The organism is Azospirillum sp. UENF 112521, assembly GCF_058780665.1.
This window is the reverse complement of the sequence record NZ_JBSNCI010000002.1, coordinates 2,779,936-2,804,112: the sequence shown is the minus strand read 5'-3', so window position 1 is coordinate 2,804,112 and position 24,177 is coordinate 2,779,936. Positions and strand designations below refer to the sequence as shown.

Annotated in this window: 24 protein-coding genes and 1 pseudogene; 1 reads left to right on the top strand and 24 read right to left on the bottom strand. The window is 68.3% G+C overall.

Annotation, left to right across the window (positions count from 1 at the left end):
* Positions 1 to 7 precede the first annotated feature (7 nt).
* The 16 genes and pseudogenes from ccmE to rimP form a co-directional block, all read right to left on the bottom strand.
* Positions 8 to 472, bottom strand: coding sequence for a cytochrome c maturation protein CcmE (gene ccmE / locus ACWPN8_RS15720; protein WP_098740916.1), 465 nt, complete (start codon positions 470 to 472; stop codon positions 8 to 10).
* Entirely contained in the window at positions 469 to 702 is a 234-nt protein-coding gene (ccmD, locus tag ACWPN8_RS15715; RefSeq protein WP_492241341.1) for a heme exporter protein CcmD, read from the bottom strand. The genes ccmE and ccmD overlap by 4 nt, the downstream gene beginning before the upstream one ends.
* Positions 703 to 707: 5 nt before the next feature.
* The gene (locus ACWPN8_RS15710) at positions 708 to 1,466 is read right to left on the bottom strand and encodes a heme ABC transporter permease (RefSeq protein WP_109096053.1); all 759 of its coding nucleotides are present in this window, start codon (positions 1,464 to 1,466) and stop codon (positions 708 to 710) included.
* Positions 1,467 to 1,700: 234 nt separating this feature from the next.
* Positions 1,701 to 2,156: an EVE domain-containing protein gene (locus tag ACWPN8_RS15705; protein ID WP_492241340.1), complete on the bottom strand. Its 456-nt coding sequence runs from the start codon at positions 2,154 to 2,156 to the stop codon at positions 1,701 to 1,703.
* A complete protein-coding gene (locus ACWPN8_RS15700) occupies positions 2,153 to 2,584 on the bottom strand; it encodes a VOC family protein (protein WP_492241339.1) in 432 nt (143 codons plus the stop codon). The genes ACWPN8_RS15705 and ACWPN8_RS15700 overlap by 4 nt, the downstream gene beginning before the upstream one ends.
* A 106-nt stretch (positions 2,585 to 2,690) precedes the next feature.
* The gene (locus tag ACWPN8_RS15695; protein ID WP_492241338.1) at positions 2,691 to 3,401 is read right to left on the bottom strand and encodes a helix-turn-helix transcriptional regulator; all 711 of its coding nucleotides are present in this window, start codon (positions 3,399 to 3,401) and stop codon (positions 2,691 to 2,693) included.
* Positions 3,402 to 3,537: 136 nt separating this feature from the next.
* Positions 3,538 to 5,649 carry a polyribonucleotide nucleotidyltransferase gene (gene pnp / locus ACWPN8_RS15690; RefSeq protein WP_109096057.1) on the bottom strand — a complete coding sequence of 704 codons (2,112 nt, stop codon included), beginning with the start codon at positions 5,647 to 5,649 and terminating at the stop codon, positions 3,538 to 3,540.
* 378 nt (positions 5,650 to 6,027) lie between these two features.
* Positions 6,028 to 6,297 carry a 30S ribosomal protein S15 gene (rpsO, locus tag ACWPN8_RS15685; protein ID WP_109096058.1) on the bottom strand — a complete coding sequence of 90 codons (270 nt, stop codon included), beginning with the start codon at positions 6,295 to 6,297 and terminating at the stop codon, positions 6,028 to 6,030.
* Between the two features lie 14 nt (positions 6,298 to 6,311).
* The gene (gene truB / locus ACWPN8_RS15680) at positions 6,312 to 7,253 is read right to left on the bottom strand and encodes a tRNA pseudouridine(55) synthase TruB (RefSeq protein ID WP_109096059.1); all 942 of its coding nucleotides are present in this window, start codon (positions 7,251 to 7,253) and stop codon (positions 6,312 to 6,314) included.
* A gap of 95 nt (positions 7,254 to 7,348) precedes the next feature.
* Positions 7,349 to 7,875: pseudogene (gene rbfA, locus ACWPN8_RS15675) on the bottom strand (30S ribosome-binding factor RbfA); the annotation flags it as partial.
* A gap of 49 nt (positions 7,876 to 7,924) precedes the next feature.
* Complete coding sequence (locus ACWPN8_RS15670; RefSeq protein ID WP_492241337.1) at positions 7,925 to 8,320, bottom strand: type II toxin-antitoxin system VapC family toxin; 396 nt, start codon at positions 8,318 to 8,320, stop codon at positions 7,925 to 7,927.
* On the bottom strand, positions 8,299 to 8,622 hold the full coding sequence (locus ACWPN8_RS15665) for a type II toxin-antitoxin system Phd/YefM family antitoxin (protein ID WP_492241336.1): 324 nt from the start codon (positions 8,620 to 8,622) through the stop codon (positions 8,299 to 8,301). The genes ACWPN8_RS15670 and ACWPN8_RS15665 overlap by 22 nt, the downstream gene beginning before the upstream one ends.
* Before the next feature lie 96 nt (positions 8,623 to 8,718).
* Positions 8,719 to 11,598, bottom strand: a complete 2,880-nt coding sequence (infB, locus tag ACWPN8_RS15660) for a translation initiation factor IF-2 (RefSeq protein ID WP_492241335.1) — start codon at positions 11,596 to 11,598, stop codon at positions 8,719 to 8,721.
* Positions 11,599 to 11,619: 21 nt separating this feature from the next.
* Complete coding sequence (locus tag ACWPN8_RS15655) at positions 11,620 to 12,393, bottom strand: RNA-binding protein (protein WP_492241334.1); 774 nt, start codon at positions 12,391 to 12,393, stop codon at positions 11,620 to 11,622.
* A 74-nt stretch (positions 12,394 to 12,467) separates the two neighbouring features.
* Positions 12,468 to 14,024: a transcription termination factor NusA gene (nusA, locus tag ACWPN8_RS15650; protein WP_109096065.1), complete on the bottom strand. Its 1,557-nt coding sequence runs from the start codon at positions 14,022 to 14,024 to the stop codon at positions 12,468 to 12,470.
* Positions 14,025 to 14,137: 113 nt separating this feature from the next.
* Positions 14,138 to 14,638 (bottom strand): ribosome maturation factor RimP, encoded by a 501-nt coding sequence (gene rimP, locus ACWPN8_RS15645; protein ID WP_109096066.1) that lies wholly within the window; start codon positions 14,636 to 14,638, stop codon positions 14,138 to 14,140.
* Positions 14,639 to 14,913: 275 nt separating this feature from the next.
* Between rimP and ACWPN8_RS15640 the strand changes: the two genes are divergently transcribed.
* Positions 14,914 to 15,243: an antibiotic biosynthesis monooxygenase family protein gene (locus ACWPN8_RS15640; protein ID WP_492241333.1), complete on the top strand. Its 330-nt coding sequence runs from the start codon at positions 14,914 to 14,916 to the stop codon at positions 15,241 to 15,243.
* Positions 15,244 to 15,253: 10 nt separating this feature from the next.
* On the opposite strand, the gene trmB is transcribed toward ACWPN8_RS15640, so the two are convergent.
* The 8 genes from trmB to miaB all read right to left on the bottom strand — a co-directional run bounded on the left by trmB (position 15,254) and on the right by miaB (position 23,992).
* Positions 15,254 to 16,036: a tRNA (guanine(46)-N(7))-methyltransferase TrmB gene (gene trmB / locus ACWPN8_RS15635; RefSeq protein ID WP_492241332.1), complete on the bottom strand. Its 783-nt coding sequence runs from the start codon at positions 16,034 to 16,036 to the stop codon at positions 15,254 to 15,256.
* 120 nt (positions 16,037 to 16,156) lie between these two features.
* Positions 16,157 to 17,338: a methionine adenosyltransferase gene (gene metK, locus ACWPN8_RS15630; RefSeq protein WP_492241331.1), complete on the bottom strand. Its 1,182-nt coding sequence runs from the start codon at positions 17,336 to 17,338 to the stop codon at positions 16,157 to 16,159.
* Between the two features lie 315 nt (positions 17,339 to 17,653).
* On the bottom strand, positions 17,654 to 18,148 hold the full coding sequence (locus ACWPN8_RS15625) for a helix-turn-helix domain-containing protein (RefSeq protein WP_109096070.1): 495 nt from the start codon (positions 18,146 to 18,148) through the stop codon (positions 17,654 to 17,656).
* Between the two features lie 130 nt (positions 18,149 to 18,278).
* Positions 18,279 to 19,892: an apolipoprotein N-acyltransferase gene (lnt, locus tag ACWPN8_RS15620; protein WP_109096071.1), complete on the bottom strand. Its 1,614-nt coding sequence runs from the start codon at positions 19,890 to 19,892 to the stop codon at positions 18,279 to 18,281.
* 143 nt (positions 19,893 to 20,035) lie between these two features.
* Positions 20,036 to 20,992, bottom strand: a complete 957-nt coding sequence (locus ACWPN8_RS15615) for a hemolysin family protein (RefSeq protein WP_492241330.1) — start codon at positions 20,990 to 20,992, stop codon at positions 20,036 to 20,038.
* On the bottom strand, positions 20,989 to 21,495 hold the full coding sequence (gene ybeY, locus ACWPN8_RS15610) for an rRNA maturation RNase YbeY (protein WP_492241329.1): 507 nt from the start codon (positions 21,493 to 21,495) through the stop codon (positions 20,989 to 20,991). The genes ACWPN8_RS15615 and ybeY overlap by 4 nt, the downstream gene beginning before the upstream one ends.
* Complete coding sequence (locus tag ACWPN8_RS15605) at positions 21,492 to 22,601, bottom strand: PhoH family protein (protein ID WP_492241328.1); 1,110 nt, start codon at positions 22,599 to 22,601, stop codon at positions 21,492 to 21,494. The genes ybeY and ACWPN8_RS15605 overlap by 4 nt, the downstream gene beginning before the upstream one ends.
* A complete protein-coding gene (gene miaB, locus ACWPN8_RS15600; RefSeq protein WP_492241327.1) occupies positions 22,598 to 23,992 on the bottom strand; it encodes a tRNA (N6-isopentenyl adenosine(37)-C2)-methylthiotransferase MiaB in 1,395 nt (464 codons plus the stop codon). Before miaB ends, ACWPN8_RS15605 begins: the two co-directional genes overlap by 4 nt.
* Positions 23,993 to 24,177: the final 185 nt, after the last annotated feature.

Here is a 24,177-nt window from a genome sequence, read left to right as displayed (position 1 = left end):
GGGTCCGCTACTCCTTCTTCGCGGTCTTCGTCGCGGACTCCGCCGGGTTCTTGTAGACGCCGGCCTGCTTCAGGGCCTCCGACACCTCGGGCGGCATGTAGTTCTCGTCATGCTTGGCCAGCACCTCGCGCGCGACGAAGACGCCGCCGGTCATCCGGCCCTCCGCCACCACGCCCTGGCCCTCGCGGAACAGGTCGGGCAGCTGGCCGCGATAGCGGACATCCACGGTGTGGGCGGTGTCGGTGACGCGGAAGGCGGTGGTGACGCCGTCCGGCTGCTTCTGGACGCTGCCTTCCTCGACCAGCCCGCCCAGGCGGAAATTGCGGTCGCCGACCTGCTGCGTCTGCAGCTGGCTCGGGCTGTAGAAGAAGACGATGTTGTCCTGGAAGGCGGTCAGCGCCAGGGCGGTCGCCGAACCCAGCCCGAGAAGGGCGAGGCCCAGCATATAAAGGCGGCGTTTCTTGCGGGTCATCCTTCGCTCGCTTCCGCCGGTCTTCCGGCGCTCTGATCGGCCATCTTGCGGCCGGCATTGCGGGTGCGGCGGCGGGCGGGCCGGGCGCTTTCCAGCGCCTTCAGCGTCGCCTCGGCGTTGCGCAGCCCCTTCCAGGTGGCGACCAGCAGCCCCAGCAGCACGAGGGTGGCGATGCCGTAGGCCGGCCAGACATAGGCGGCATACCCGCCCATATGGAGGAATTCGCTCATCGTCCTTACCCCCGCATCCCGTCATGGACGGTACCATCGCCAGCAACCCCGCCGGCGACTGCCAGCCGCAGCGTCTGGATCTTGCGCTGGGCGATCTCGGTGCGCACGCGCAGCAGCACCACCGACAGGAAATAGGCGGTGAAGGCGCCGGCCATCACCAGCAGCGGTGTCAGCATGCTGGGGTCGATGCTGGGACCGCCCATCCGCACGACGCTGGCCGGCTGGTGCAGCGTGTTCCACCAGTCGACCGAGAACTTGATGATCGGCACGTTGACGATGCCGACCAGCAGCAGGACGTTGCCCGCCTTCATGCCGCGCTGCGGATCGTCGAAGGCGTTCACCAGGGCCATGTAGCCGAGATAGAGGAAGAACAGGATCAGCACGCTGGTCAGCCGGGCGTCCCACACCCACCAGGTTCCCCACATCGGCGCCCCCCACAGCGACCCGGTCACCAGGCAGACGAAGGTGAAGCCGGCGCCGATGGGGGCGGCGGCCTTGGCGAACAAATCGGCCAGCGGGTGCTTCCACACCAGGCCGCAAGCCGCGGCGATGGCCATGTTGGTGTAGACGAACAGGCTCATCCAGGCGGCGGGGACATGGATGTACATGATCCGCACCGTCTCGCCCTGCTGATAGTCGGGCGGCGAGCTGAACAGGCTGAACCACAGACCGAGGATCGTCAGGATCACGGTCGCCCCGGCGCACCACGGCAACAGCAGGGCCGACAGGCGCAGGAAGCGGGCGGGGTTGGCGAAACGATGCATGGAACGATGGCCCCGGTACAGGTGACCTTGGTCAGGCTTGCGGACGATATAAGCGCATGTATGACGGACTGCGAGGGGTTTCGCCTTGATCTCGGTCAGGCCGATCCGCCATTCGTTTGTACTCTGACACCAAGGTATCAGGCGCCCCGGACCTCCGGCGGCGCCCGTATTCCCCGGTGTGGGACGCCGGAGGCGGGGCGTTTCATCCGCCGCGCCCCGGTGATTTTTTCCCGATCAGGCCGCCATCGCCTTCTGCGCCGCCACCCCCATCGCCTCCGCGATCAGGTCGAAGTCGCGCAGGCTGACCGGCAGCAGGCCGAAGCGGAAGGGATAGCCCCAGTTCCGCACCCCGGCGGTCAGCTCCAGCCGGTCCAGCAGCGGTTGGATCGGCGCCTCCTCCGCCGGCCACCAGGACACGTCGCGACGGAAGGGGATGAAGCCGCCGCCCATGTCGAAGCGGTAGGGCTCGCCCGGCAGGATGGCGCCGATGGCGGTGAAGGACTTCAGCCCGTCTGCCGCCCCGAACCGGTCGGTGGGGGAGTAGTACGCCACCCGGTCGCCCGCCCGGATCCGCCGCAGCGGGGCCGCCTTGCCGTGGCAGACCTGCATGAAGCCGCCGGCCCGTCCGCGCCGGACATGCTCGGCGCTGGCCACGGCGATCCAGGCACCGGTGTCTGTGCCGCCGCTCACGACCGCACCTGTTCGGACTGGGCTTCCTCACCCTGATTGGGCGCGAACACACGCAGGCGATGGCCGTCCGGGTCCTGTGCAACGAAGGTATGACCGAAATCCATCGCGGTCGGGGGTTGCAGGATGGTCAGGCCGCGGGCGCTCCAGTCGGCGTGCAGGTCGCGCACTACCGCCTCGTCGGCGACGGTGAAGGCGATCTCGCCGCCGCCGGGCGCGGTCGCCGCCGGCTCCACCGAGTGGCGCGACCACAGGCCCAGCATCAGCCCGTTGCCCGCCTTGAACATGGCGAAGGTGGGGGAGGCCTCCACCGGCTTGCGGCCCAGCAGGTCGGCATAGAAGGCGGCGCTGGCGGCCGGGTTGTCGACATAGAGCAGGACGAAATCGAGGGCGAGGGCGGCGGCTTTGCTGACGGTCTGGGTGGCGGGCATGGTCGGCTCCGGTCTTGAAGGATTGGGGTGGGGCGGTTCCGTTCGGCGCCCTCACCGGCAAAGCCAAGACTAGGCCGGCATGCTGACAGTTTCCGTCAGCATCCTGTCATCGTTGCGGAATGCCCTCCGCCGCCCGCCACTCCTTCAGCATCGCCTGCCGGCGGCGGGGATAGCGGGTCTCGCTGGCGGTCAGCGCCAGGATGCGGTCGGTGCGGAAATGGCGGAAGGACTGGCGCAGTTCGCACCACGCCACCATCACCCGCACCCGGTCGAAGAAGCCCAGCGCGAAGGGCCAGACGGTGCGCCGGCTCTCCGACCCGTCGCGGTCGCGATAGGCGATCTCCAGCTTGCGCTCCCCGCGGATCGCGCCGCGGATGGTCGCCAGCTCCGCATCTCCCGCCGAAACATTGTTATCGCCTCCGGCGATGGGCTCGCCCGGACCGATCAGCAGGGCCGAGCCGTCCAGCCCCTCGCGCTTGTCCGGCGGCAGCACCGCGGCGATCTTGGCGAGCGCGTTGCGCGCCGCCCCGCCCAGCCGGCTGTCGCCGCGCTCCACCACCCAGCGCGAGCCCAGCACCAGCGCCTCGACCTCCTCCTCGGTGAACATCAGCGGCGGCAGCAGGAAGCCGGCGCGCAGCAGATATCCGACCCCCGGCTCCCCCTCGATCATCGCGCCCTGCGCCTGCAGCGTGGCGATGTCGCGGTAGAGCGTGCGCAGACTGACCCCCAGTTCGCCGGCAAGCGACTTGCCGCTGACCGGCTGGCGATGCCGCCGCAGAACCTGCATCAGATCGAGGAGACGTTCGGCGCGGGACATCGGGAACTGCGGAAGAGGGAAGGGTGCCCATAATGACACCTAAAATGACAAAGAGGCGCTCCCCGATGGGAAGCGCCCCTGTTCATGGCAGGTCCCGCCGGGCGGTTGCCCGGCGTTCCCGAACCTTACCGGCGGATCACTCCGCCTTCTTGGTCAGGTCCTCGCCGGTGGCCTGGTCGACCTGCTTCATCGACAGCTTGACCTTGCCGCGGTCGTCGAAGCCGATGACCTTGACCTTAACCGAGTCACCCTGCGACACGACGTCCGACACCTTGCCGACGCGCTGCTGCGCCAGTTCGGAGATGTGGACGAGGCCGTCGCGCGAACCCAGGAAGTTCACGAAGGCGCCGAAATCGACGACCTTCACCACCTTGCCGGTGTAGACGACGTTCATCTCCGGCTCGGCGACGATGCCCTTGATCCACTCGATGGCGGCGTCCGACTTCTTCTGGTCGACGGCCGAGACCTTGACGGTGCCGTCGTCCTCGATGTCGATCTTGGCGCCGGTCTGCTCGACGATCTCGCGGATCACCTTGCCGCCGGAGCCGATCACGTCGCGGATCTTCTCCTTCGGGATGTTGATGACGGTGATGCGCGGGGCGTTCTCGTTGACGCCTTCGCGGGCGCCGGTCAGCGCCTTCGACATCTCGCCGAGGATGTGCAGGCGGCCGTCCTTGGCCTGGCCCAGCGCGATCTTCATGATCTCCTCGGTGATCGAGGTGATCTTGATGTCCATCTGCAGCGCGGTGACGCCGACCTCGGTGCCGGCGACCTTGAAGTCCATGTCGCCCAGGTGGTCTTCGTCACCCAGGATGTCCGACAGGACGGCGAAGCCGTGGTCTTCCTTGATCAGGCCCATGGCGATGCCGGCGACCGGACGGATCAGCGGCGCGCCGGCGTCCATCAGCGACAGCGAGGTGCCGCAGACGGTGGCCATCGAGGAGGAGCCGTTGGACTCCGTGACTTCCGACACGACGCGCAGCGTGTAGGGGAAGTCTTCCTTCTTCGGCAGCAGCGGGTGGATGGCGCGCCACGCCAGCTTGCCGTGGCCGATCTCGCGGCGGCCCGGGCTGCCCATGCGGCCGGCTTCACCCACCGAGTACGGGGGGAAGTTGTAGTGCAGCATGAAGTGCTCGCGGTACTCGCCCTCGAGCGCGTCGATGATCTGCTCGTCCTGGCTGGTGCCCAACGTGGTGACGACCAGCGCCTGGGTCTCGCCGCGGGTGAACAGGGCCGAGCCGTGGGCGCGCGGCAGCACGCCGACTTCCGACACGATCGGGCGCACGGTCTTGGTGTCGCGGCCGTCGATGCGGCGGCCGGTCTTGAGCACGGCGCCGCGCAGGATGTCGGCTTCCAGTTCCTTGAACTCGAACCCGATGGACTGGGCGTCGAATTCCTCGGCCAGCGTCTCGAGCGCCTTCGCCTTGGCGGCGCCGACCTTCTCGTAGCGGCTCTGCTTCACCGTCTCGGTGTAGGCGGCCTCGACGGCGGCACCGACGGTCTCGCGCAGGCGGGCCTTCAGGGCCTTGCGGTCATAGGCCGGCTCCGGCAGGTCCCACGGCTCCTTGGCGGCTTCCTCGGCCAGGTCGATGATCAGGTTGATCACCGGCTGGAAGTTGGTGTGGCCGAACATGACGGCGCCCAGCATGACCTCTTCGGTCAGCTCCTTGGCTTCCGATTCGACCATCAGCACGCCTTCGACGGTGCCGGCGACGACCAGATCCAGATCGCTGTCGCCGACCTCGTCCCGGGTCGGGTTCAGGATGTACTGGCCGTTCTTGTAGCCGACGCGGGCGGCGGCGATCGGACCCAGGAACGGGATGCCGGAGATCGTCAGCGCGGCGGACGCGCCGACCATCGCGACGATGTCCGGATCGTTCTCCAGATCGTGGCTCAGCACGGTGCAGACGACCTGGGTCTCGTTGCGGAAGCCGTCGGCGAACAGCGGACGGATCGGACGGTCGATCAGGCGGCTGACCAGCGTTTCCTTCTCGGTCGGACGGCCTTCGCGCTTGAAGAAGCCGCCGGGGATCTTGCCGGCCGCGAACGCCTTTTCCTGGTAATTGACGGTCAGCGGGAAGAAATCGACGCCCGGCTTCGGCGCCTTGGCGGCGACGGCGGTGCACAGGACGGTGGTGTCACCATAGGTGACCAGAACCGCGCCGTTGGCCTGGCGGGCGATCTTGCCCGTTTCCAGGACCAGCTTGCGGCCGCCCCACTCGATTTCCTTGCGATGAACAGTGAACATGGATTCTTTCCTTCCATCCGACACCCTGCAACGGCCGGATTGCCGCCCAAGGCCGGGGCCATCGGTCGTAGGACCCCGCGAGAAAACTGAAATGACGGTGTTCGACAACAGCACCAAACGAATCGAGATAGAAGTGGCGTGAATGCAAAAAAGGCCGGTCCCCGAATGATCGGGCCGGCCTGTCCATCACGAAACGCTCAAGATCCAGTTTCTATTGCCAATAACCAATGAGGTGTTCCGGAACGGTACAGGTGAACGAGGACTTCGATGTTCGACGCCCATATCCGACGTCCGTGGTCCCGCCGGCTTCCGGGGGAAGCCCCCGGCCGGGGTGGCCGGCCGGGGGAACCCGAACCCGTCAGCGGGACGGCGCAGCCGTTAGCGGCGCAGGCCCAGACGCTCGATCAGAGCGGCGTAGCGTGAGTGATCCTTCTTCTTCAGATAGTCGAGCAAACGGCGGCGCTGACCGACCATCACCAGCAGACCACGGCGGGAGTGGAAGTCCTTCTTGTGGCCCTTCAGGTGATCCGTCAGGTTGCTGATGCGCTCCGTCAGGATCGACACCTGGACCTCGGGCGAACCGGTGTCGTTGGTGCCGCGGGAAAATTCCTTGATCAGCTCTTGCTTGCGCTCGGGCGTAATCGACATCGGGGTCTCCTAAATCACGTGAGGTTGAGCACGCGCACCGGACGGACCTCCGCCCCCTCGACACGGGCCAACGCCACCGGCGTTCCGCCGAAAAGCGCAATGACGGTGCCATCCCCACCGTCAGCACCCTGAAGCGCCATCAGGCGTTCACGATCCTGCCGGGTGAGGAGAGCGACCGTCTGGCCGTGCCTCAGTCGGTGCGCTTCCGCTTCCGTCAGGGCCAGCGCCGGGATGTCGTCCAGCGCGGTCTCGATCGGCAACAGAAGTCGTTCGACGGCCGCACCTTGCTCCATGGCGGCCAGTTCGTCCAGGGAAATCGCGCGCTCCAGCGTGAAGGAGCCGACGCGCAGGCGGCGCAGAAGCCCGACATGGCCGACCGTGCCGAGCGCTTCCGACAGGTCGCGCGCCAGCGAGCGGACATAGGTGCCCTTGCCGCAATCGACCTCGAACACCGCATGGTCGGCGTCCGGTTCCTCGACCAGCTCGAAGCGGTCGATGCGCACGGTGCGGGCGGCCAGATCGACCGCATCGCCTTCGCGCGCGATGTCGTAGGCGCGCTCGCCGTCGATCTTGATGGCGCAGAACTGCGGCGGCACCTGCTGGATCTCGCCCAGGAAAGCGGGCAGGGCGGCGCGGATCGCCTCGGTCGCCGGACGGTGGTCCGAGCGGGCGATCACCTCGCCCTCGCGGTCGTCGGTGCTGGTGCGCTCGCCCCAGCGGATGGAGAAGCGGTAGGTCTTGGCACCGTCCATGGCGTAGGACACGGTCTTGGTCGCCTCGCCCAGCGCGATCGGCAGGATGCCGGTCGCCAGCGGGTCCAGCGTGCCGCCATGCCCGGCCTTCTCGGCGTTCAGCAGGCGGCGCACCTTCGACAGCGCCTGGGTGGAGGTCATGCCTTCCGGCTTGTCCAGCACCACCCAGCCATGGATCGGCGTGCCCTTGCGCTTACGAGCCACGACGGCCGCCCCGGCTCTCGTCCTTGTCCCCGCTCTTGTCCCCGCCCTTGTCCTCGTCGTCGAGCATGGCGCGGTCGTCGTCGAGATCGTCGTCCTCGTCCGTCTCGTCGGGGCCGAGGTCGTCGCCGTCCTCATCCCCCTCTTCGTCGCCCTCCTCGTCCCAGGAGTCGTCCTCGTCCTCGTCGTGGTCGTCGTCGCCATTGACGCGGCCCAGCGGATGGCCGCTCAGGTCGCGGGCGACCTCCGGGCTGTGCAGGATGCTGTCGATGCGGTGGGCGTAGTCGAAGGAGGTGTCGCCCTCGAAGCTCAGCGTCGGGGCGTGGCGCAGGTTGACCATGCGCGCGACCTGCCCGCGCAGGAAGGCGGCGGCCCGCTTCAGGGCGACCTGGGCCTCCTCCATCCGCTCGCCGCCCAGCGTCGCATAGAAGACGGTGGCATTGGACAGGTCGGGGCTGATCCGCACCTCGGTGACCGTGACGTTCAGCGAGGCCAGTTCCGGATCGTGGAAGTCCCCGCGGCGGAACAGGTCGGCAAGGGCGTGGCGCACCTCCTCGCCGACGCGCAGTTGCCGTTGGGACGGGGGCTTGCCGGCGATGAACGCGCCGCGCTTCTTGCTGGCCATGGTACGTGTCTTTCGTCGATGTCTGGCGCCCGCGGCGGCCTGACCGGTGTCAGGACCAGAGAACGGGCACGTCGTAAAGTCTGATGGTTCGGTCGGCGCTGACCAGAGTCAGGCCATCGGCCTGGGCCTGGGCGATCAGCATCCGGTCGAAGGGGTCGCCGTGATGCCGGGGCAGATGGTCCAGCCGGTCGATGTGACGGACGTCGATTGCATGGATCGTCAGACCGTTTTCGACCAGAAGGCGATGGAACCCGGCGGGCAAGGTCAGTTTTCCGAAGCTGGACTTGATGGTGAGTTCCCAGAGCGACGCGATGCTCGCCAGCACGGTGTTGGAACCGTCGGCGATCACGGTCCGGACGGCGGAACCGAGCTTCGGGTCATCGGTCGCCAGCCACAGCAGCACATGACTGTCGAGCAGCAGCCTCACCCCGGCATCCCTTTCCACTGATCCGGCCACTCCTCGTCCGGAGCGAGACCGTAGAAGCTCTTCAGCAGGTCGTCGGGCAGCGGAGCGTCGAAATCGTCGGCGATCCGGATTTGTCCCTTGGCGAAGCCGAACCGCACCGGCCGCTTGCCGGACGGCGTCGGCGCGGACACTCCGTCTTCCGCGAGGGGGCCTTCCGCGACGGGCACCAGCCTGACCGCAGGTTTCCCATCGCGAAGAATGACGATCTCCTCGTCATTCTCCACCCGGTCGATCAGTTCGGCCATATGCCCGTCGGCTTCGGATAGCGGAATGCGATCCATAGCGTCACCTCCAGGTGGCATCACCTCTCGTCCGAAAAACGAACCGCCCGGCCCCGTCCGGTAAAACACCGGGAGGGGCCGGGCGGACCGTCGGTCTCAAAGCTCGCGAGCGATTTCGTCGATCTCGAAGGCTTCGATCTGATCGCCGGCCTGGATGTTGTCGTAGTTCTCGAAGGCCATGCCGCACTCGTAACCCTCGCGGACGTCCTTGACCTCGTCCTTGAAGCGCTTGAGCGTCTTGAGCGTGCCTTCGTGAATGACGACGTTGTCGCGCAGCAGGCGGACGCCGGCGCCGCGCTTGACGGTGCCCTGCGTGACCATACAACCGGCGACCTTGCCGACCTTCGTGATGTTGAACACCTCGCGGATGGTCGCGTAGCCGATGAAGCGTTCCCGCAGCGTCGGAGACAACAGACCGGTCAGCGCCGCCTTCACGTCGTCGATCACGTTGTAGATGATCGAGTAGTAGCGGATTTCGACGCCGTCGCGCTTGGCGAGGTCGCGGGCCTGCGGGTTGGCGCGGACGTTGAAGCCGATGATCATCGCGTTGGACGCATTGGCCAGCGTGATGTCGGACTCGTTGATCGCACCGACCGAGTTGTGCAGGACGCGGACCTTGACCTCGGTGTTCTCGGCCGTGAGCTTCTCCAGCGAGCTGGCGATGGCTTCGATCGAGCCCTGCACGTCGCCCTTGATGACGACCGGCAGTTCCTTGGCCTCGCCGGCCTGGATGCGGCTGAACATGTCCTGCAGCGAACCGCGGGCCGAGGCCGCCACCGCCGCTTCGCGCTTCTTGCGCTGGCGGAACTCGGCGATCTCGCGGGCACGGGCCTCGGACTCGACGACGGAGAAGTCGTCGCCGGCCATCGGCGTGCCGTTCAGGCCCAGGACCTCGACGGGCACGGCCGGGGCCGCCTCGTTGACGTTCTGGCCGCGGTCGTTGATCAGGGCGCGGACGCGGCCCCACTCGGCGCCGGTGACGAACACGTCGCCGACCTTCAGCGTGCCGCGCTGGACCAGCACGGTGGCGACCGAACCGCGGCCACGCTCCAGCTTCGCCTCGATGACGACGCCTTCGGCGGCACGCTCGGGGTTGGCCCGCAGCTCCAGGATTTCGGCCTGGAGCAGGATGGCCTCTTCCAGCTTGCTCAGGTTGCGCTTGGCCTTGGCCGACACCTCGACGTCGAGCACGTCGCCGCCCATCTCCTCGACCACCAGCTCGTGCTGGAGCAGTTCCTGGCGGACGCGCTCCGGCTTGGCATCGGGCAGGTCGCACTTGTTGATGGCGACGATGATCGGAACCTTGGCCGCCTTGGCGTGGCGGATGGCCTCGATCGTCTGCGGCATGACGCCGTCGTTGGCGGCGACCACCAGCACGACCACGTCGGTGACGTTGGCGCCGCGGGCACGCATCTCAGTGAAGGCGGCGTGGCCCGGCGTGTCGATGAAGGTGATCTTCGCACCCGACTCCAGCTGCACCTGATAGGCGCCGATGTGCTGGGTGATGCCGCCGGCCTCGCCCGACACCACGTCGGTCTGGCGCAGCGCGTCGAGCAGTGAGGTCTTGCCGTGGTCGACGTGGCCCATGATGGTGACGACCGGGGGACGGGACACCAGGATGGCGCCCTCTTCCTCGGTGGCACGCAGGCCGATCTCGACGTCGGACTCCGACACGCGGCGGACGCGGTGACCGAACTCGGTGATCAGCAGCTCGGCGGTGTCGGCGTCGATGGTCTGGTTGATGGTCGCCATCACGCCCATGCGCATCAGCGCCTTGATGACGTCGGCGCCACGCTCGGCCATGCGGTTGGCCAACTCCTGGACCGTGATGACCTCCGGCAGGACGACGTCGCGGGTGACCTTGGCGGTCTCCTGGCGGCTCATCTGGCGCAGGCGTTCACGTTCGCGGGCACGGCGCACCGCGGCCAGCGACCGGGTGCGGTCGCTGCCGTCGTCGCTGAGCGCTTGCGAGACGGTCAGCTTGGTGCCCTTGCGGCGGTCGGCGCCGGCGGGAGCCTTGGCGGCCGGACGGGCCGGCGCGGCCTTGGCGGGAGCGCCGCCGCGGCCACCCTTGCGGCGGTTGTCGTCCTCTTCCTCGGCGCGGGCCGGCGGGGCGCCGACGCCCGGCAGGGTGCGGCCGGGAGCGGCGTCGGCGGCGGGACGGGCGGCGGCACCGCCGGGGCGCTGGTCGGCACCCGGGCGGGCACCGGCCGGACGCGCACCGTCGCGGGGTGCTGCACCGTCACGGCCGCCATCGCGGGCACCGTCACGGCGGGGCGCCGGTTCGGCGTCGCGGCGCTTGGCGTCCTCGGCTTCCTTGCGCTTGGCCTCTTCCTCCTTGCGGCGGCGTTCGGCCTCGGCGGCGATCTTGCGATCCTCCTCCTGAATGGCACGCATCTCGTCCAGCTCGCGCTGGCGCAGGGTGTCGGCATCCAGAATGATCGGCGGCATGTCCGGCGTGGCCGATGCCGCAGCATCGGACGCGGCGGGAGCGGCAGCCGGGGCGGCGGCTTCGGCGGTGTCGGCTGGGGCGGATGCCGCCTCTTCGGCGGCACGGGCGGCGGCTTCGGCGGCGCGGGCTTCAGCGCGGGCCGCGTCTTCCTCGGCGTCGATCCGGCGCTGTTCCTCGAACGCCGCGGCGCCACGAAGCGCACGCAGGCGGGATTCCAGCTCCTCGCGGGTCAGCTGGCGCCCGGCAGGGGCACCGCCGCCACGGGGGCGCTGGCCCTGCGCACCGCGCATGGGCAGGCCCTGGGCAGCTTGACGCGCGGCGGCGCCGCCGTCGGCAACGCCGGGCACGGCGCCCTTTTCAACATGACGCTTGCGCTTGACCTCTACGGTCACCGCTTTTGACCGGCCATGGGAGAAGCTCTGCCGGACCTGGGTCTCGACCGGCTTCTTCGACTCCAGCTTTCCTTTGCTGGCGCCGGTTAGGTGCAAGACTTTCTTCTGGTCCTGGTCGTTGCTGTCGGTCATCGGTTCCCGAATGGTCAGACGTTACATCGCAGGCCGGCCGGCCGTATTGCCGACTCCCAAGCCCTTATCAGAATCCTGGTGCGCATCCTGGTCCCCTTGGGGACCTTTCAGCCCTCTCAGGCGTGCCGCATCGCGGGCCAGCCCTGCGGCCAGCCTGCCCCGCGCCACCACGGCGTGCACCGCGTGATCGCGTCCCAGCGCCGCGGCCAAGGCCGGGGACTGGAAGAGGTCGATCACCGGCAGCGACGGCGCGAGCGCCGTCACCTTGCCGCGCTGGTCCAGCGAGCCGTCCGCGGCTTCCACCAGCAGGGCCGGCGGGGGACCCGCACGGCCGACCTGGTTGGCCCTCAACGCCTCGCGCACCTTCTCGTATCCCGCCAGGACGTGGCCGGCACGGCGGGCAAGGCCCAACGCGTGCAGACACCGACGTTCCAGCAGCCGTTCCAGCCTCTGGGCCAGATCGGGCGGTACTTTCACCGCCCGGCGGGCCGCTTTGGCGAAAACGGATTTACCCATGGCCTTCGCCAGGGCATCCCGGTCGGCCGTGACCCAAAGGCCGCGGCCGGGCAGACGTTCCTCCAGGTCCGGAACCACCTCGCCGTCGGGGCCGATCACGAAGCGGATCATGCTCTCCTTCGGCCCCACCGTGCCCGACGCGATGCAGCGGCGCAGAGGCCCCTTCTCGTCGTCGGCCGGCAGGCGGTCCGTACCGGCACCGTCGTCCTGTGCCAAATCCTGTTCCGGCACCGCATCCGCGGCGGCGGTCGGTGTCCGTTCGTCGTTCCGTTCGGTCATCCGATCGTCATCCGCTCGCGCGGTCCCGAATAATCGTTCCTCTCGGGCGCAGTTCCAACCGGCATTGCTGCCGGTCAGGCCTGCGCGCCCTGGCCATCGGCCGAGCCCCCAGCGGCGGGAGCCGCGGCGGCGTCCTCGCCCTCACCCTCGAACCAGTGGGCGCGCGCGGCCATGATGATCGCGTTCGCCTCCTCTTCCGAGGGGGCGTCCTTGGCGCCGTCCTTGCCCAGGATCTCGACCAGCTCGTCGCCGGCCAGGTCGGCCAGGTCGTCCAGCGTCTTGACGCCGTTCTCGCCCAGCTTCACCAGCTGCGTGGCGCTGAAGCCGGTCAGCTCGGCGATGATGTCCTCGACGCCCAGCTCCAGCCGGCGCTCGTTGGCCTGCTCGTCCCGGACTTCCAGGAAGGCGAGCGCGCGCTGCTTCAGCTCGTCGGCGACCGACTCGTCGAACCCTTCGATCTCGGCCAGCTCCTCGGTCTCGACATAGGCGATCTCCTCGACCGAGGTGAAGCCTTCGGCGACCAGCAGGTGGGCGATCACGTCGTCGACGTCCAGCGCCTGCATGAACAGGGCGGAGCGGTTGTGGATTTCCTCCGACCGGCGCTCCGACTCTTCCTGTTCGGTCAGGATGTCGATGTCCCAGCCGGTCAGCATCGAGGCGAGGCGCACGTTCTGGCCGCGGCGGCCGATGGCCAGCGACAGCTGGTCGTCGGGCACCACCACCTCGATGCGGTGGTTGTCGTCGTCGAGCACGACCTTGGCGACCTCGGCCGGGGCGAGCGCGTTGACGACGAAGGTCGGCGCCTCGCCGTTCCACGGGATGATGTCGATCTTCTCGCCCTGCAGCTCGCCGACGACCGCCTGGACGCGGCTGCCGCGCATGCCGACGCAGGCGCCGACCGGGTCGATGGAGCTGTCGTGGCTCAGCACCGCGATCTTGGCGCGCGAACCCGGGTCACGGGCGACCGCCTTGATCTCGATGATGCCGTCGTAGATTTCCGGCACTTCCTGGGCGAACAGCTTCGCCATGAACATGGGATGCGTGCGCGACAGGAAGATTTGCGGCCCGCGCGGTTCCTCGCGGACGTCGAAGATGTAGGCGCGCACGCGGTCGCCGTTCTTGAAATGCTCGCGTGGCAGCAGCTCGTCGCGGCGCAGGATCGCTTCGGCGCGGCCCAGGTCGACGGTGACGTTGCCGTATTCGACGCGCTTGACCAGACCGTTGACGATCTCGCCGTTGCGGTCCTTGTACTCGTTGAACTGGCGCTTGCGCTCGGCGTCGCGCACCTTCTGCACGATCACCTGCTTGGCGGTCTGGGCGGCGATGCGGCCGAAATCGATCGGCGGCAGCGGGTCGACCAGGAAATCGCCGAGCTTGGCGCCGGCCTTGCGCTTCTGGGCGTAGGGCAGGGTGACCTGCGTCGCCTCGTTCTCCACCGTCTCGACCACCTCCAGGTGGCGGGTCAGATGGATGTCGCCGGTCTTGCGGTCGATGCGGGCGCGGATGTCGTGCTCATGGCCGTACTTGGAGCGGCCGGCCTTCTGAATCGCCTGCTCCATCGCCTCCAGGACTTCGTCCCGGTCGATGTTCTTTTCGCGGGCGACCGCGTCAGCGACTTGCAGCAGTTCCATCCGTTACACTTCCTGAATCGGTCTTGTGTGGTGCCGGTCTTGCGTGATGTCCGGTCGGGTCGGCGGGGTCGGGGCGGGGGTTCTGGCGGCTATCGTCCTGTCGGACCGTGCCGTCAGTGCTCCAGGCCCTCCTGCTGCTCCTGGCTGGCACGGATCAGCTCGTCCGTCAGCACCAGCTTGGCGCGCAGGATGGTGTCGAACTCCAGCCGGGCGGGTCCCTGTTCGGTGTCGATGCACACCAGGCCGTCCTCGACGCCCTTCAGCATGCCCTTGAAACGCTTGCGGCCGTCGATGGCCATGCGGCTTTCCAGCCGGGCTTCGAAGCCGGCGAAGCGCTCGAAATCCTTGAGCCGGGTCAGAGGCCGGTCGATGCCGGGCGAGCTGACTTCCAGCGTGTAGGCCTCGCGGATCGGGTCTTCCACATCCAGCAGGGCCGAAACGGAGCGGCTGATGTCGGCGCAATCCTCGACAGTCATGGGCGCGCCGTCGGCGCGCTCCGCCATGATCTGGAGAATTGCCCGCTGGCCGCCCGAGATCTGAACGCGCACGACCTCATAGCCCATGGCTTCGACCGACGGCGTGATGATCTGTTCGATGCGACCTGTAGCGTCCATTCCACCTAACCCAAAGCCTGCGGCCGGGATCGAACCGGACGAGGTTTCCACAACAGAAGGTTCAACAAGCGCGTGTCTCCACACGCTCATAAAAAAATAAGTGGGCAAAAGCCCACCCGCAAAGCGTCTCGCCGGCCCGGTTGCCCGGGCCGCCAATCCGTATGGGTTCTCAGAGGGTGAATATAGTCATTCCGGCCGATGCCGCAAGCCTTTTCGGGATCGCCCCGTTCCTTTACAAGCGGAACTGGTGGGGGCGGCATCAGGGAAGGACCGGAATGATCCTCGAAGCGGCGATTTTAAACGTGCGTCCGGGTGAGCAGGGCGCCTTCGAACAGGCCATGGCCGAAGCCCGTCCGCTCATCGCGGCATCGGCCGGTTTCCGTGGGATGGAGGTCCGGCCCTGCCTGGAGGACGGCTGTCGTTACCTGCTGCTGGTCTGGTGGGAGCGTCTGGACGACCATACCGTGGGATTCCGTGGTTCGGACCGGTATGTCGAGTGGAAGGGACGTCTCCATCGCTTCTACGATCCGTTCCCGGTGGTGGAGCATTTCGCCGCTCCACGCATCGCCGAACCGGATCCGCTCCGGCCGGCCGCAAGCGTCTGACGCCGGCGGCTCACCCCCGCGGGCGGCGGACGAATCGCAGGAAGACCGGCTTGCGCCCGGCGGCGATGGCCTTCTCCTCATAGCGCGTCGCCGGCCAGTCGTCGGGGCGGATGCGCCAGTCGGACGGACGGCGCGCCGTCCATTCGAAATCGGGATGCTTGACCGTGTGTTCAAGCATCCAGCGCACCAGTCCCATGTCGTCGCTGGCCAGACGCAGCTCGGCGCCGTCCTTCAGCACGCGGGCCAGCCGCGGCAGGTTCTCCGGCCCGATGAAGCGGCGGTCGGCATGGCGCTTCTTCGGCCAGGGGTCGGCGAACAGCACGAAGGCGCGGCCGATGGAGGCGTCGGGCAGGGCGTCCAGCAGCGGCCGGGCGTCGTCGGGATGGATGCGCACGTTGCCGAGATCGTCGTCGTCGATCATCCCCAGGAGGCCGGCGATGCCGTTGAGGAAGGGTTCGGCGCCGACGATGCCGACGTCCGGGTTGTGCTTGGCCTGCCAGGCGAGGTGATGGCCCATGCCGAAGCCGACCTCCAGCCAGACCTCGCGCTTCGGCGTGTCGAACAGGCCGGCAGGGTCCCAAAATGCCGGCGCCTGGCCGGCGTCGGATTTCGGCCCCCCGGATTTCGGCCCCCCGGATTTCGGCACCGTGATCTGGAGCTGCGGCAGCAGGTCCTCGATCAGGCTTGTCCGGCGCTTGCGCAGGGGACGGCCCTTGCGCCGGCCGAACAGCCGGTTTCCGGTTTCGCTCTGCGGAGCGTCGTCAGTCGGTCGGTCGGTTTTGCTGTCGGTCATGGCGGCTGATGCGGTTCAAAGAGCGGTGTGGCAGGAAAAGAGCTTACAAAAAAGGGCGGCGGAGGCCGTTTCCAGCCTCCGCCGCCTTTTTCATCTCCGGTAATCCGCCGGTCGGGACGGTCAGAAGGCGCCGCGCAGGGCCTCGACCAGATCGGTCTTCTCCCACGAGAAGCCGCCGTCCACCTCGGGCTCGCGGCCGAAATGGCCGTAGGCGGCGGTGCGGGCGTAGATCGGCTTGTTCAGGCCCAGATGCGTGCGGATGCCGCGCGGGCTGAGGTCGACCAGCTGCTGGAGGATGTCGGACAGCCGGTCCTCGTCGACGTTGCCGGTGCCGTGGGTGTCGACATAGACCGACAGCGGCTTCGACACGCCGATGGCGTAGGAGACCTGGATCGTGCACTTGTCCGCCAGTTCCGCCGCGACGACGTTCTTGGCGAGGTAGCGGGCGGCGTAGGCGGCCGAGCGGTCGACCTTGGTCGGGTCCTTGCCGGAGAAGGCGCCGCCGCCGTGCGGGGCGGCACCGCCGTAGGTGTCGACGATGATCTTGCGGCCGGTCAGGCCGGCGTCACCGTCCGGGCCGCCGATGACGAAGCGGCCGGTCGGGTTGACGTACAGGTTCTTGTCGTCGCACATCCAGCCTTCCGGCAGGCAGTTGACGATGTGCGGCAGGACGATCTCGCGCACGGCGTCCTGGTCCAGCCCCTCGGCATGCTGGGTCGACAGCACGATGGCGGTGGCGCGGGTCGGGCGGCCGTCGATGTACTGCAGGGTGACCTGGCTCTTGGCGTCCGGGCCCAGCTGCGGGGCGGCACCGGAATGCCGCGCCTCGGCCAGCGACTTCAGGATGGCGTGGCTGTAGTAGATCGGCGCCGGCATCAGGGCCGGGGTCTCGCGGCAGGCATAGCCGAACATGATGCCCTGGTCGCCGGCACCCTCGTCCTTGTTGCCCGCGGCGTCGACGCCGACCGCGATGTCGGCGGACTGGGAATGGACGAAGCACTTGACGTCCATTTTCTCCCAGTGGAAGCCGTCCTGCTCGTAGCCGATGTCCTTCACCGCGGCACGGGCGGCTGCGACCAGCTGGTCGGCCTTGATGCTGTCGGGGCCGCGAACCTCGCCGGCCAGCACCACCTGGTTGGTGGTCGCCAGCGTCTCCACGGCCACGCGGGCCTGCGGGTCGTGCGAGAGGTAGAGATCGACGATGGCGTCGGAAATGCGGTCGCAGACCTTGTCGGGATGACCTTCCGACACGGACTCGCTGGTGAAGACGTAGTTCAACTTTGCCACGGGAAACCTCGGCATTCGGCGGCACGCTATTTCATGAGCCGAAACGGCAGACCGGTACAGCGGCCGCAGACACCGATCCAAATCCGGTTTTGACAAGGTTTCAGGCCGGGGTCAAGAAGCCTACCGGCGGTAAGGCCTTGGTCCTATCATCGCAGGCACCACACGAAGGGGGTGGATACGGTCGCGCCGCATCTTCCCCGTTCGGTGGGTATCTCAGGCCGCGGACAACCGGCGGGAGGCACCGCCGGGTGCTCAAGGCTGCAAAGCGCCGCCGTGAGTCACCGCCGCAAGCCCTTGCCGCAAGCCCTTGCAGCAAATCGCCGCCGCAACTTACTCCGCGGCTTCCGCCACGGCGGCGCTGGCCACGGCCTTGGTCAGCTCGAACAGGCGCTTGCGCACCGACGGATCGCTGATCTTGTAATAGGCGCGGACCAGTTCCAGCGTCTCGCGCTTGGCCATCGGATCGGGCTCGTAGGTGCTGGCCGACCGCTCTTCCGAGCCACCCGCCTCGTCGTCGTCCTCGACGCGGGCCGAGGCCGCGTCGGCCGGCATGTCGTCGAAGAAGAAGGAAACCGGCACGTCCAGCACGCGGCTGAGATCGAACAGACGCGATGCGCCGATGCGGTTGGCGCCGCGCTCGTACTTCTGCACCTGCTGGAAGGTCAGACCGATGGCCTCGCCCAACTTTTCCTGGCTCATGCCGAGAAGGGTGCGGCGGAGACGGACGCGGGATCCGACGTGGACATCGATGGGATTCGGCTTTCCGGTCTTCGGACGGCCCGCACCCGCACGGCGCCCGCGCGGCGCTCCAGTTTCAGTCTGCATCTCGTTTATCCCTGTAACGGTTGTGCAACCTAGTTACGACATATCCACGTATGCAGTCAAGCCCGCTCCGGTCATGCCGGTTACACGAATTTGTTCTGCCTGTGGCGGGCAGAATGCCCGTATTGCAGCATCAGCGGTGATATCGCGTGGTCAGGGCCGCCATGAAACAGCCCAGAAGCACTATGCCGAAAATCCAGTCTCCCATACGGGCATAGGCTGTAACGCCAGACGGAGCTTTCGGTAACGTGGTATCGATGAAGCCACGCTCACCCAGACCGAGCAATTGTCGCACACGACCGTAGGAATCCACCACCCCGGATATTCCCGTATTCGCCACCCGGACCAGCGGCAGCCCTTCCTCGACGGCCCGCACTTGGTTGATGGCGAAATGCTGGTGCGGACCGGCGGTGCGGCCGTACCAGGCGTCGTTGGTCAGGTTCAGCAGCCATTGCGGCCGGTCGGCGCTGTCGACCACCGCGCCGGGGAAGATGCTCTCGTAGCAGATCAGCGGGCTGAAGGGCGGCAGGCCCGCCACGCGGTCGCCCAGGTGCAGGGTGCGCGGGCCGGGACCGGCGGAGAACTCCGCCCCGTTGCCGGCGATGGCGCCGACCGGCAGCCATTGCCGCAGCGGCATGTATTCGCCGAAGGGGACGAGATGGAACTTGTCGTAGTCGGCGACCGCGGCACCGCTGCCGTCCACCGCCACCATGCCGTTGAAATAGCGGCGCTCGCCATCGGCATCGACCGTCGTGCGCGGGGCTCCGGTGATCAGCAGCCCGCCGGACGGCGTGACCGAGGCCAGGGCCTGCCGCACCCGCGCATCGTCCTCGATGAAGAAGGGCACGGCGGTTTCCGGCCAGATGATGACGTTGGGCGGCGGGGCGGCGGGATCGGCCGGGGCGGCGGCGGACAAGGCGAGATGGCTCTGGAAATTCTGCACCCGCTCGCCGGGCGCCCATTTCAGCCGCTGGTCGATCGCCGCCTGGACCAGCCGCAGCCGCACCCCCGGCACCGGCTCGTCGACAGCACCGGCGAGCCGCCAGGCTCCCCAGCCGCCGAGGACCGCCAGCAGCGCCAGACCGGCGGCGACGGCGGCACCGGCCCGGCCGGGCGTGGTGTCGCGGTCGGGCAGGGCGGCCGGCAGCGACGCCACCAGCACCGTCACCAGCGTCAGGCCATAGATGCCGACCAGCGAGGCGGTCTGCAGAACCGGCAGCACCCCGACCCAGCCATAGCCGATCAGGTTCCAGGGAAAGCCGGTGAAGAGATGGCCGCGCAGCCATTCCCACAGGCACCAGCAGGCGGCGAACAGCAGCGGGCGGCCGAGCCCGGCGCCGAAGCCGCGCCGGCGCAGCAGCTGGAAGGTCAGGGTGGCGCCGCCGCTGAACATCGCCAGCACGACCGGCAGCCCGACCGCCGACAGCGGCAGCGCCCACCAGAAGCGGTCGATGTCGGTGAACAGCGCGGCGCTGATCCAGTAGAGCCCCAGCAAATGATGGCCGAAGCCGAAGAACCAGCCGACGGCGAAGGCGGCCTTTTTGGTCTCCGCCCCCTCAAGCAGCCAGATCATGCCGGGGAAGGCGACCAGCACGACCGGCATCAGGTCGGCCGGCGGCAGCGCCAGCGTGGCGAACCCGCCCAGCAGCATCGCGGCGGCCAGCCGGCGCCAGCCGGTCAGCGCGGCCAGCCGCGCGGAAACGCGGCCCAGCTTGGCCGGGACGGGCAGGGTGTCGGTGGCGGTCAAGGCAAAACTCCGGCAGCGGCAGGGGGCGGCGCCACAGGCAAAGGGCGGGCGGCGCCATAGGTAATGCGGCCGTGCAGGGGTGCCAAGGTCCTTGTGGGCGGGGCTGTGTTGTGGGGGTGGGGAGACCGTCCCCACCCCGTTCCTCAGGCCGTCTCCGCCAGCTCCACGCTGTTCGCCGGGACATTGTGGACGCGCAGGCGCTTCAGGCGGCGGGAGTCCGCATCGACGATCTCGAACTCCAGGCCCGACGGATGGACCAGCCGTTCGCCCAGCCCCGGCACCCGGCCGGCGATGGAGACGACCAGACCGCCGAGCGTGTCGATGTCCTCGCGCTCCTCCTCGGTCAGCACCGGGCCGACCCGGACCTCGAAATCCTCGATGGGCAGGCGGGCGTCGGCGATCAGGCTGCCGTCGGGACGTTCGACCAGCCGCGGCGCCGCGGCCTCGTCATGCTCGTCCTCGATCTCGCCGACGATCTCCTCGACCAGATCCTCGATGGTGACGAGGCCGTCGATGCCGCCGAACTCGTCCACCACCAGCGCCATGTGCTGGCGGGTCTGGCGCATCTGCACCAGCAGGTCGAGCACATGCATGGAGGGGGCGACGATCTTCGCCTCGCGGATGATGCCGCTCAGGTCCGGCTTCTGGCGCAAGCCCTCGGCGGAGACGGCCTGTTTGGCCATCAGGGTCATCACATCCTTGATGTGGATGATGCCGACCACGTCGTCCAGCGTCTCGCGGAACACCGGCAGGCGGGAATGGCCTTCCTCGGCGACGCGCTGGACCAGTGAAGGGAAGGGCGTGTCGATGTCGACGGCGATGATGTCGGCGCGCGGCACCATGACGTCGGCGACGGTGCGGTCGCGCAGCTTCAGGATGTTGGTCAGCAGCGCCCGCTCGCCGGTGCCCAGCGAATCCTCGCCGTCCTCGCTGGCTGCATCGTCCAGGCCGGAGATCAGCTCTTCGATGGTGCCGCGCAGGGAATTGTCCTCGCGGCCGCCCCAGACGGTGCGGAGCCACCCCTTGAACAGGTGGCCCAGGGAATGGTCTTCGGCCCCGTTGTCATCACGGGGCGTGCGACTGTCGGATATATCGCTCATCGGTCCGGCGGTTGGTGGTTGGCGGCGTAAGGATCGGCGATTCCGAGCGTGGCGAGCAACCGGGTTTCCAGCGCCTCCATCTCCTCGGCCTCGTCGTCCGTCTCGTGATCATACCCCAGCAGATGCAGAACACCATGCATCACAAGGTGAGTCATGTGGTCCTGGAAGCTTTTCCGCTGTTCGGCGGCTTCGCGTGCAACCGTTTCATAGGCGAGGATGACGTCGCCCAGCATCACCGGCATGCCGTCCTGCGCGTCGGGTTCCTCCGCCTCGGTCAGGGCGAAGGACAGGACGTTGGTCGGCTTGTCCTTGCCGCGATACTCGCGGTTCAGCCGGTGGACCAGCTCGTCGTCGGCCAGCACGACCGACAGCTCGGCCGGGCCTTCCTCGTCGTCATAGGCGGCAGCGAGGGCCGCGAGGGCGGCGCGCTCCGCCAGCCACTCGGCATCCTCGGCCCAGTCGCCGGCTTCACGTGAAACAGCGATGTCGACCGCGGTGGTCATTCCGGTTCTCCAATGGTCCCAGCATCACCAACGGTCGTTTCGGGTGCGGAACCAGCCGGCGCGGTGTTGGTGCGGCGGGCCTGCTTGCGCTCCGCCTCGCGGGCATCGGCCTGGTCATAGGCGCGGATGATGCGGGCCACCATCGGGTGGCGGACGACGTCGGCGTCGGTGAAGCGGACGAAGCGCACGCCCTCCACCCCGCGCAGGATGTCGAGCGCGTCGCGCAGGCCCGACCGGGTGCCGGTCGGCAGGTCGATCTGCGAGATGTCGCCGGTGACGACCATCCGCCCGCCTTCGCCGAGACGGGTGAGGAACATCTTCATCTGCATCGGCGTGGTGTTCTGCGCCTCGTCGAGGATGACGAAGGCGTTGCCCAGCGTCCGGCCGCGCATGAAGGCCAGCGGTGCGATCTCGATCTCGCCGGACTCCAGCCGCTTCTTGACCTGTTCCGCCGGCAGCATGTCGTGCAGCGCGTCGTAGAGCGGGCGCAGGTAAGGATCGACCTTTTCCTTCAGGTCGCCGGGCAGGAAGCCCAGCCGCTCGCCGGCCTCGACCGCCGGGCGCGACAGCACGATGCGGTCGACCTGGCCGGTTGTCAGCAGGGCCACCGCCTGCGCCACCGCCAGATAGGTCTTGCCGGTGCCGGCCGGGCCGAGCCCGAAGACCAGCTCGCTCTCCGCCAGGGCCTGGAGATAGGCGGCCTGGGTCGGGGTGCGCGGGGTGATCGGGCCGCGGCGGCGGGTGCGCAGCGCGATTTCGGCGCGGGTGATGGTCGCCTGCGGGCCGGGCGCGCGCGGCTCCTCGCCGCTCGCAACACCGGCGAAACTGGCCTCGGCGGTCGCCATGCGGACGGCGCCGTCGACCTCGCCGCCGTCGATGGTCTGGCCGCGGCTCAGCCGGCCATACAGGCCGTTCAGCGCCGTCCGCGCCGTTTCGGCGGCGTCCGACGGGCCGGAGATGGTCAGGGTGTTGCCGCGCGAGATCAGCGACACGCCGAGAAGCGATTCGATGCGGGCGAGGTGGCGGTCATGCTCGCCATACAGCATCGGCAGAAGACGGTTGTCATCGAATTGAACGTCGATGCGCCGTTCGGGCAGACCGTTCAAGCGCTGGCCTCCAAGGTTACGGCAGGCTGGAAGGGAGAGGCGGTGACGTATTCACCGGTCACCACGGTGCCGGCGAGGCTGTTGGCCCGCGCCGCGTCGACCCGCACCTCGACGATGCGGCCGAGCAGCCGTGCGTCCGCCTCGGCATGGATCGACTGCATCCACGGGCTGCGGCCCAGCAGCTGGCCGTCGCGGCGGCCGACGCGGTCGAACAGGACCGGCACGCTGCGGCCGACGAAGCCATGGTTGAAGGCGATCTGCTGGGCGTCCAGCAGCTGGCGCAGCGCCTCCAGCCGTGCCTCCTTCACTGCGTCCGGCAGCTGGGCGCCCTCGACCGCGGCCGGGGTGCCGGGACGCGAGCTGTATTTGAAGGAATAGGCCTGCGCATAGCCGATCTCGGTGACCAGCTTCAGCGTCTGGGCGAAATCGGCGTCCGTCTCGCCGGGGAAGCCGACGATGAAGTCGCCGGACATCGCCAGGTCGGGCTTGGCGTCGCGCAGCCGGCCGACCAGCCGGCGGTAATCGTCGGCGCTGTGCTTGCGGTTCATCGCCGCCAGGACGCGGTCGGAGCCGGCCTGCACCGGCAGATGCAGATAGGGCATCAGCTGCGGCACCTCGGCATGGGCGCGGATCAGGTCGTCGGCCATGTCGCGCGGGTGCGAGGTGGTGTAGCGGATGCGCGCCAGCCCGTCGATCTCCGCCAGTTCGCGGATCAGCCGGCCGAGGCCCCAGGTGGCGCCGTCCGGCCCGTCGCCGTGCCAGGCGTTGACGTTCTGGCCCAGCAGGGTGATCTCGCGCGTGCCGCCGGCGACCAGCCGCTTCGCCTCGGCCAGGATCTGGCCGGCGGGGCGGGAGAACTCGGCACCGCGGGTGTAGGGCACCACGCAGAAGGTGCAGAACTTGTCGCAACCCTCCTGCACCGCCAGGAAGGCGGCGACGCCCTGGCTGCCGGCTTCCTCCGGCAGCAGGTCGAACTTGGATTCGGCCGGGAAGTCGGTGTTCAGCACGCTGCCGGCGGCGCGGCTGGCCTTCGCCACCATCTCCGGCAGGGTGTGGTAGGTCTGCGGGCCGAAGACCATGTCGACGAAGGGGGCGCGGGCGACGATCTCCTCGCCCTCGGCCTGGGCGACGCAGCCGGCGACCGCCAGGATCATCCGGCCGTCCTCGGCCTCCGCCTTGCGGTCCTTCATCTGGCGCAGCCGGCCCAGCTCGGAGAAGACCTTCTCGGCCGCCTTCTCGCGGATGTGGCAGGTGTTCAGGATCACCATGTCGGCGCCGTCCGGCTCATCGACCGGTTGGTAGCCCAGCGGTGCCAGGACGTCCACCATGCGGGCGGAGTCGTACACGTTCATCTGGCAGCCCCAGGTCTTGATGAACAGCTTCTTGGTCAACCCGCACCCTTCCGCTTGGAACAAAAACGAATAGCGCGCTCACGGTTTTGCGTGGCGCGCGGCACGCCGTCGGTCCGGCGTCGCTCCTGAAAAGATGGTATCGCGTGCGGGGCGAATCGAGTCAATCCCGCTTCGCCCCGCCCACATTTCGCAAACAGGCCCAATTCGCAAAACAAGCCGTTTCC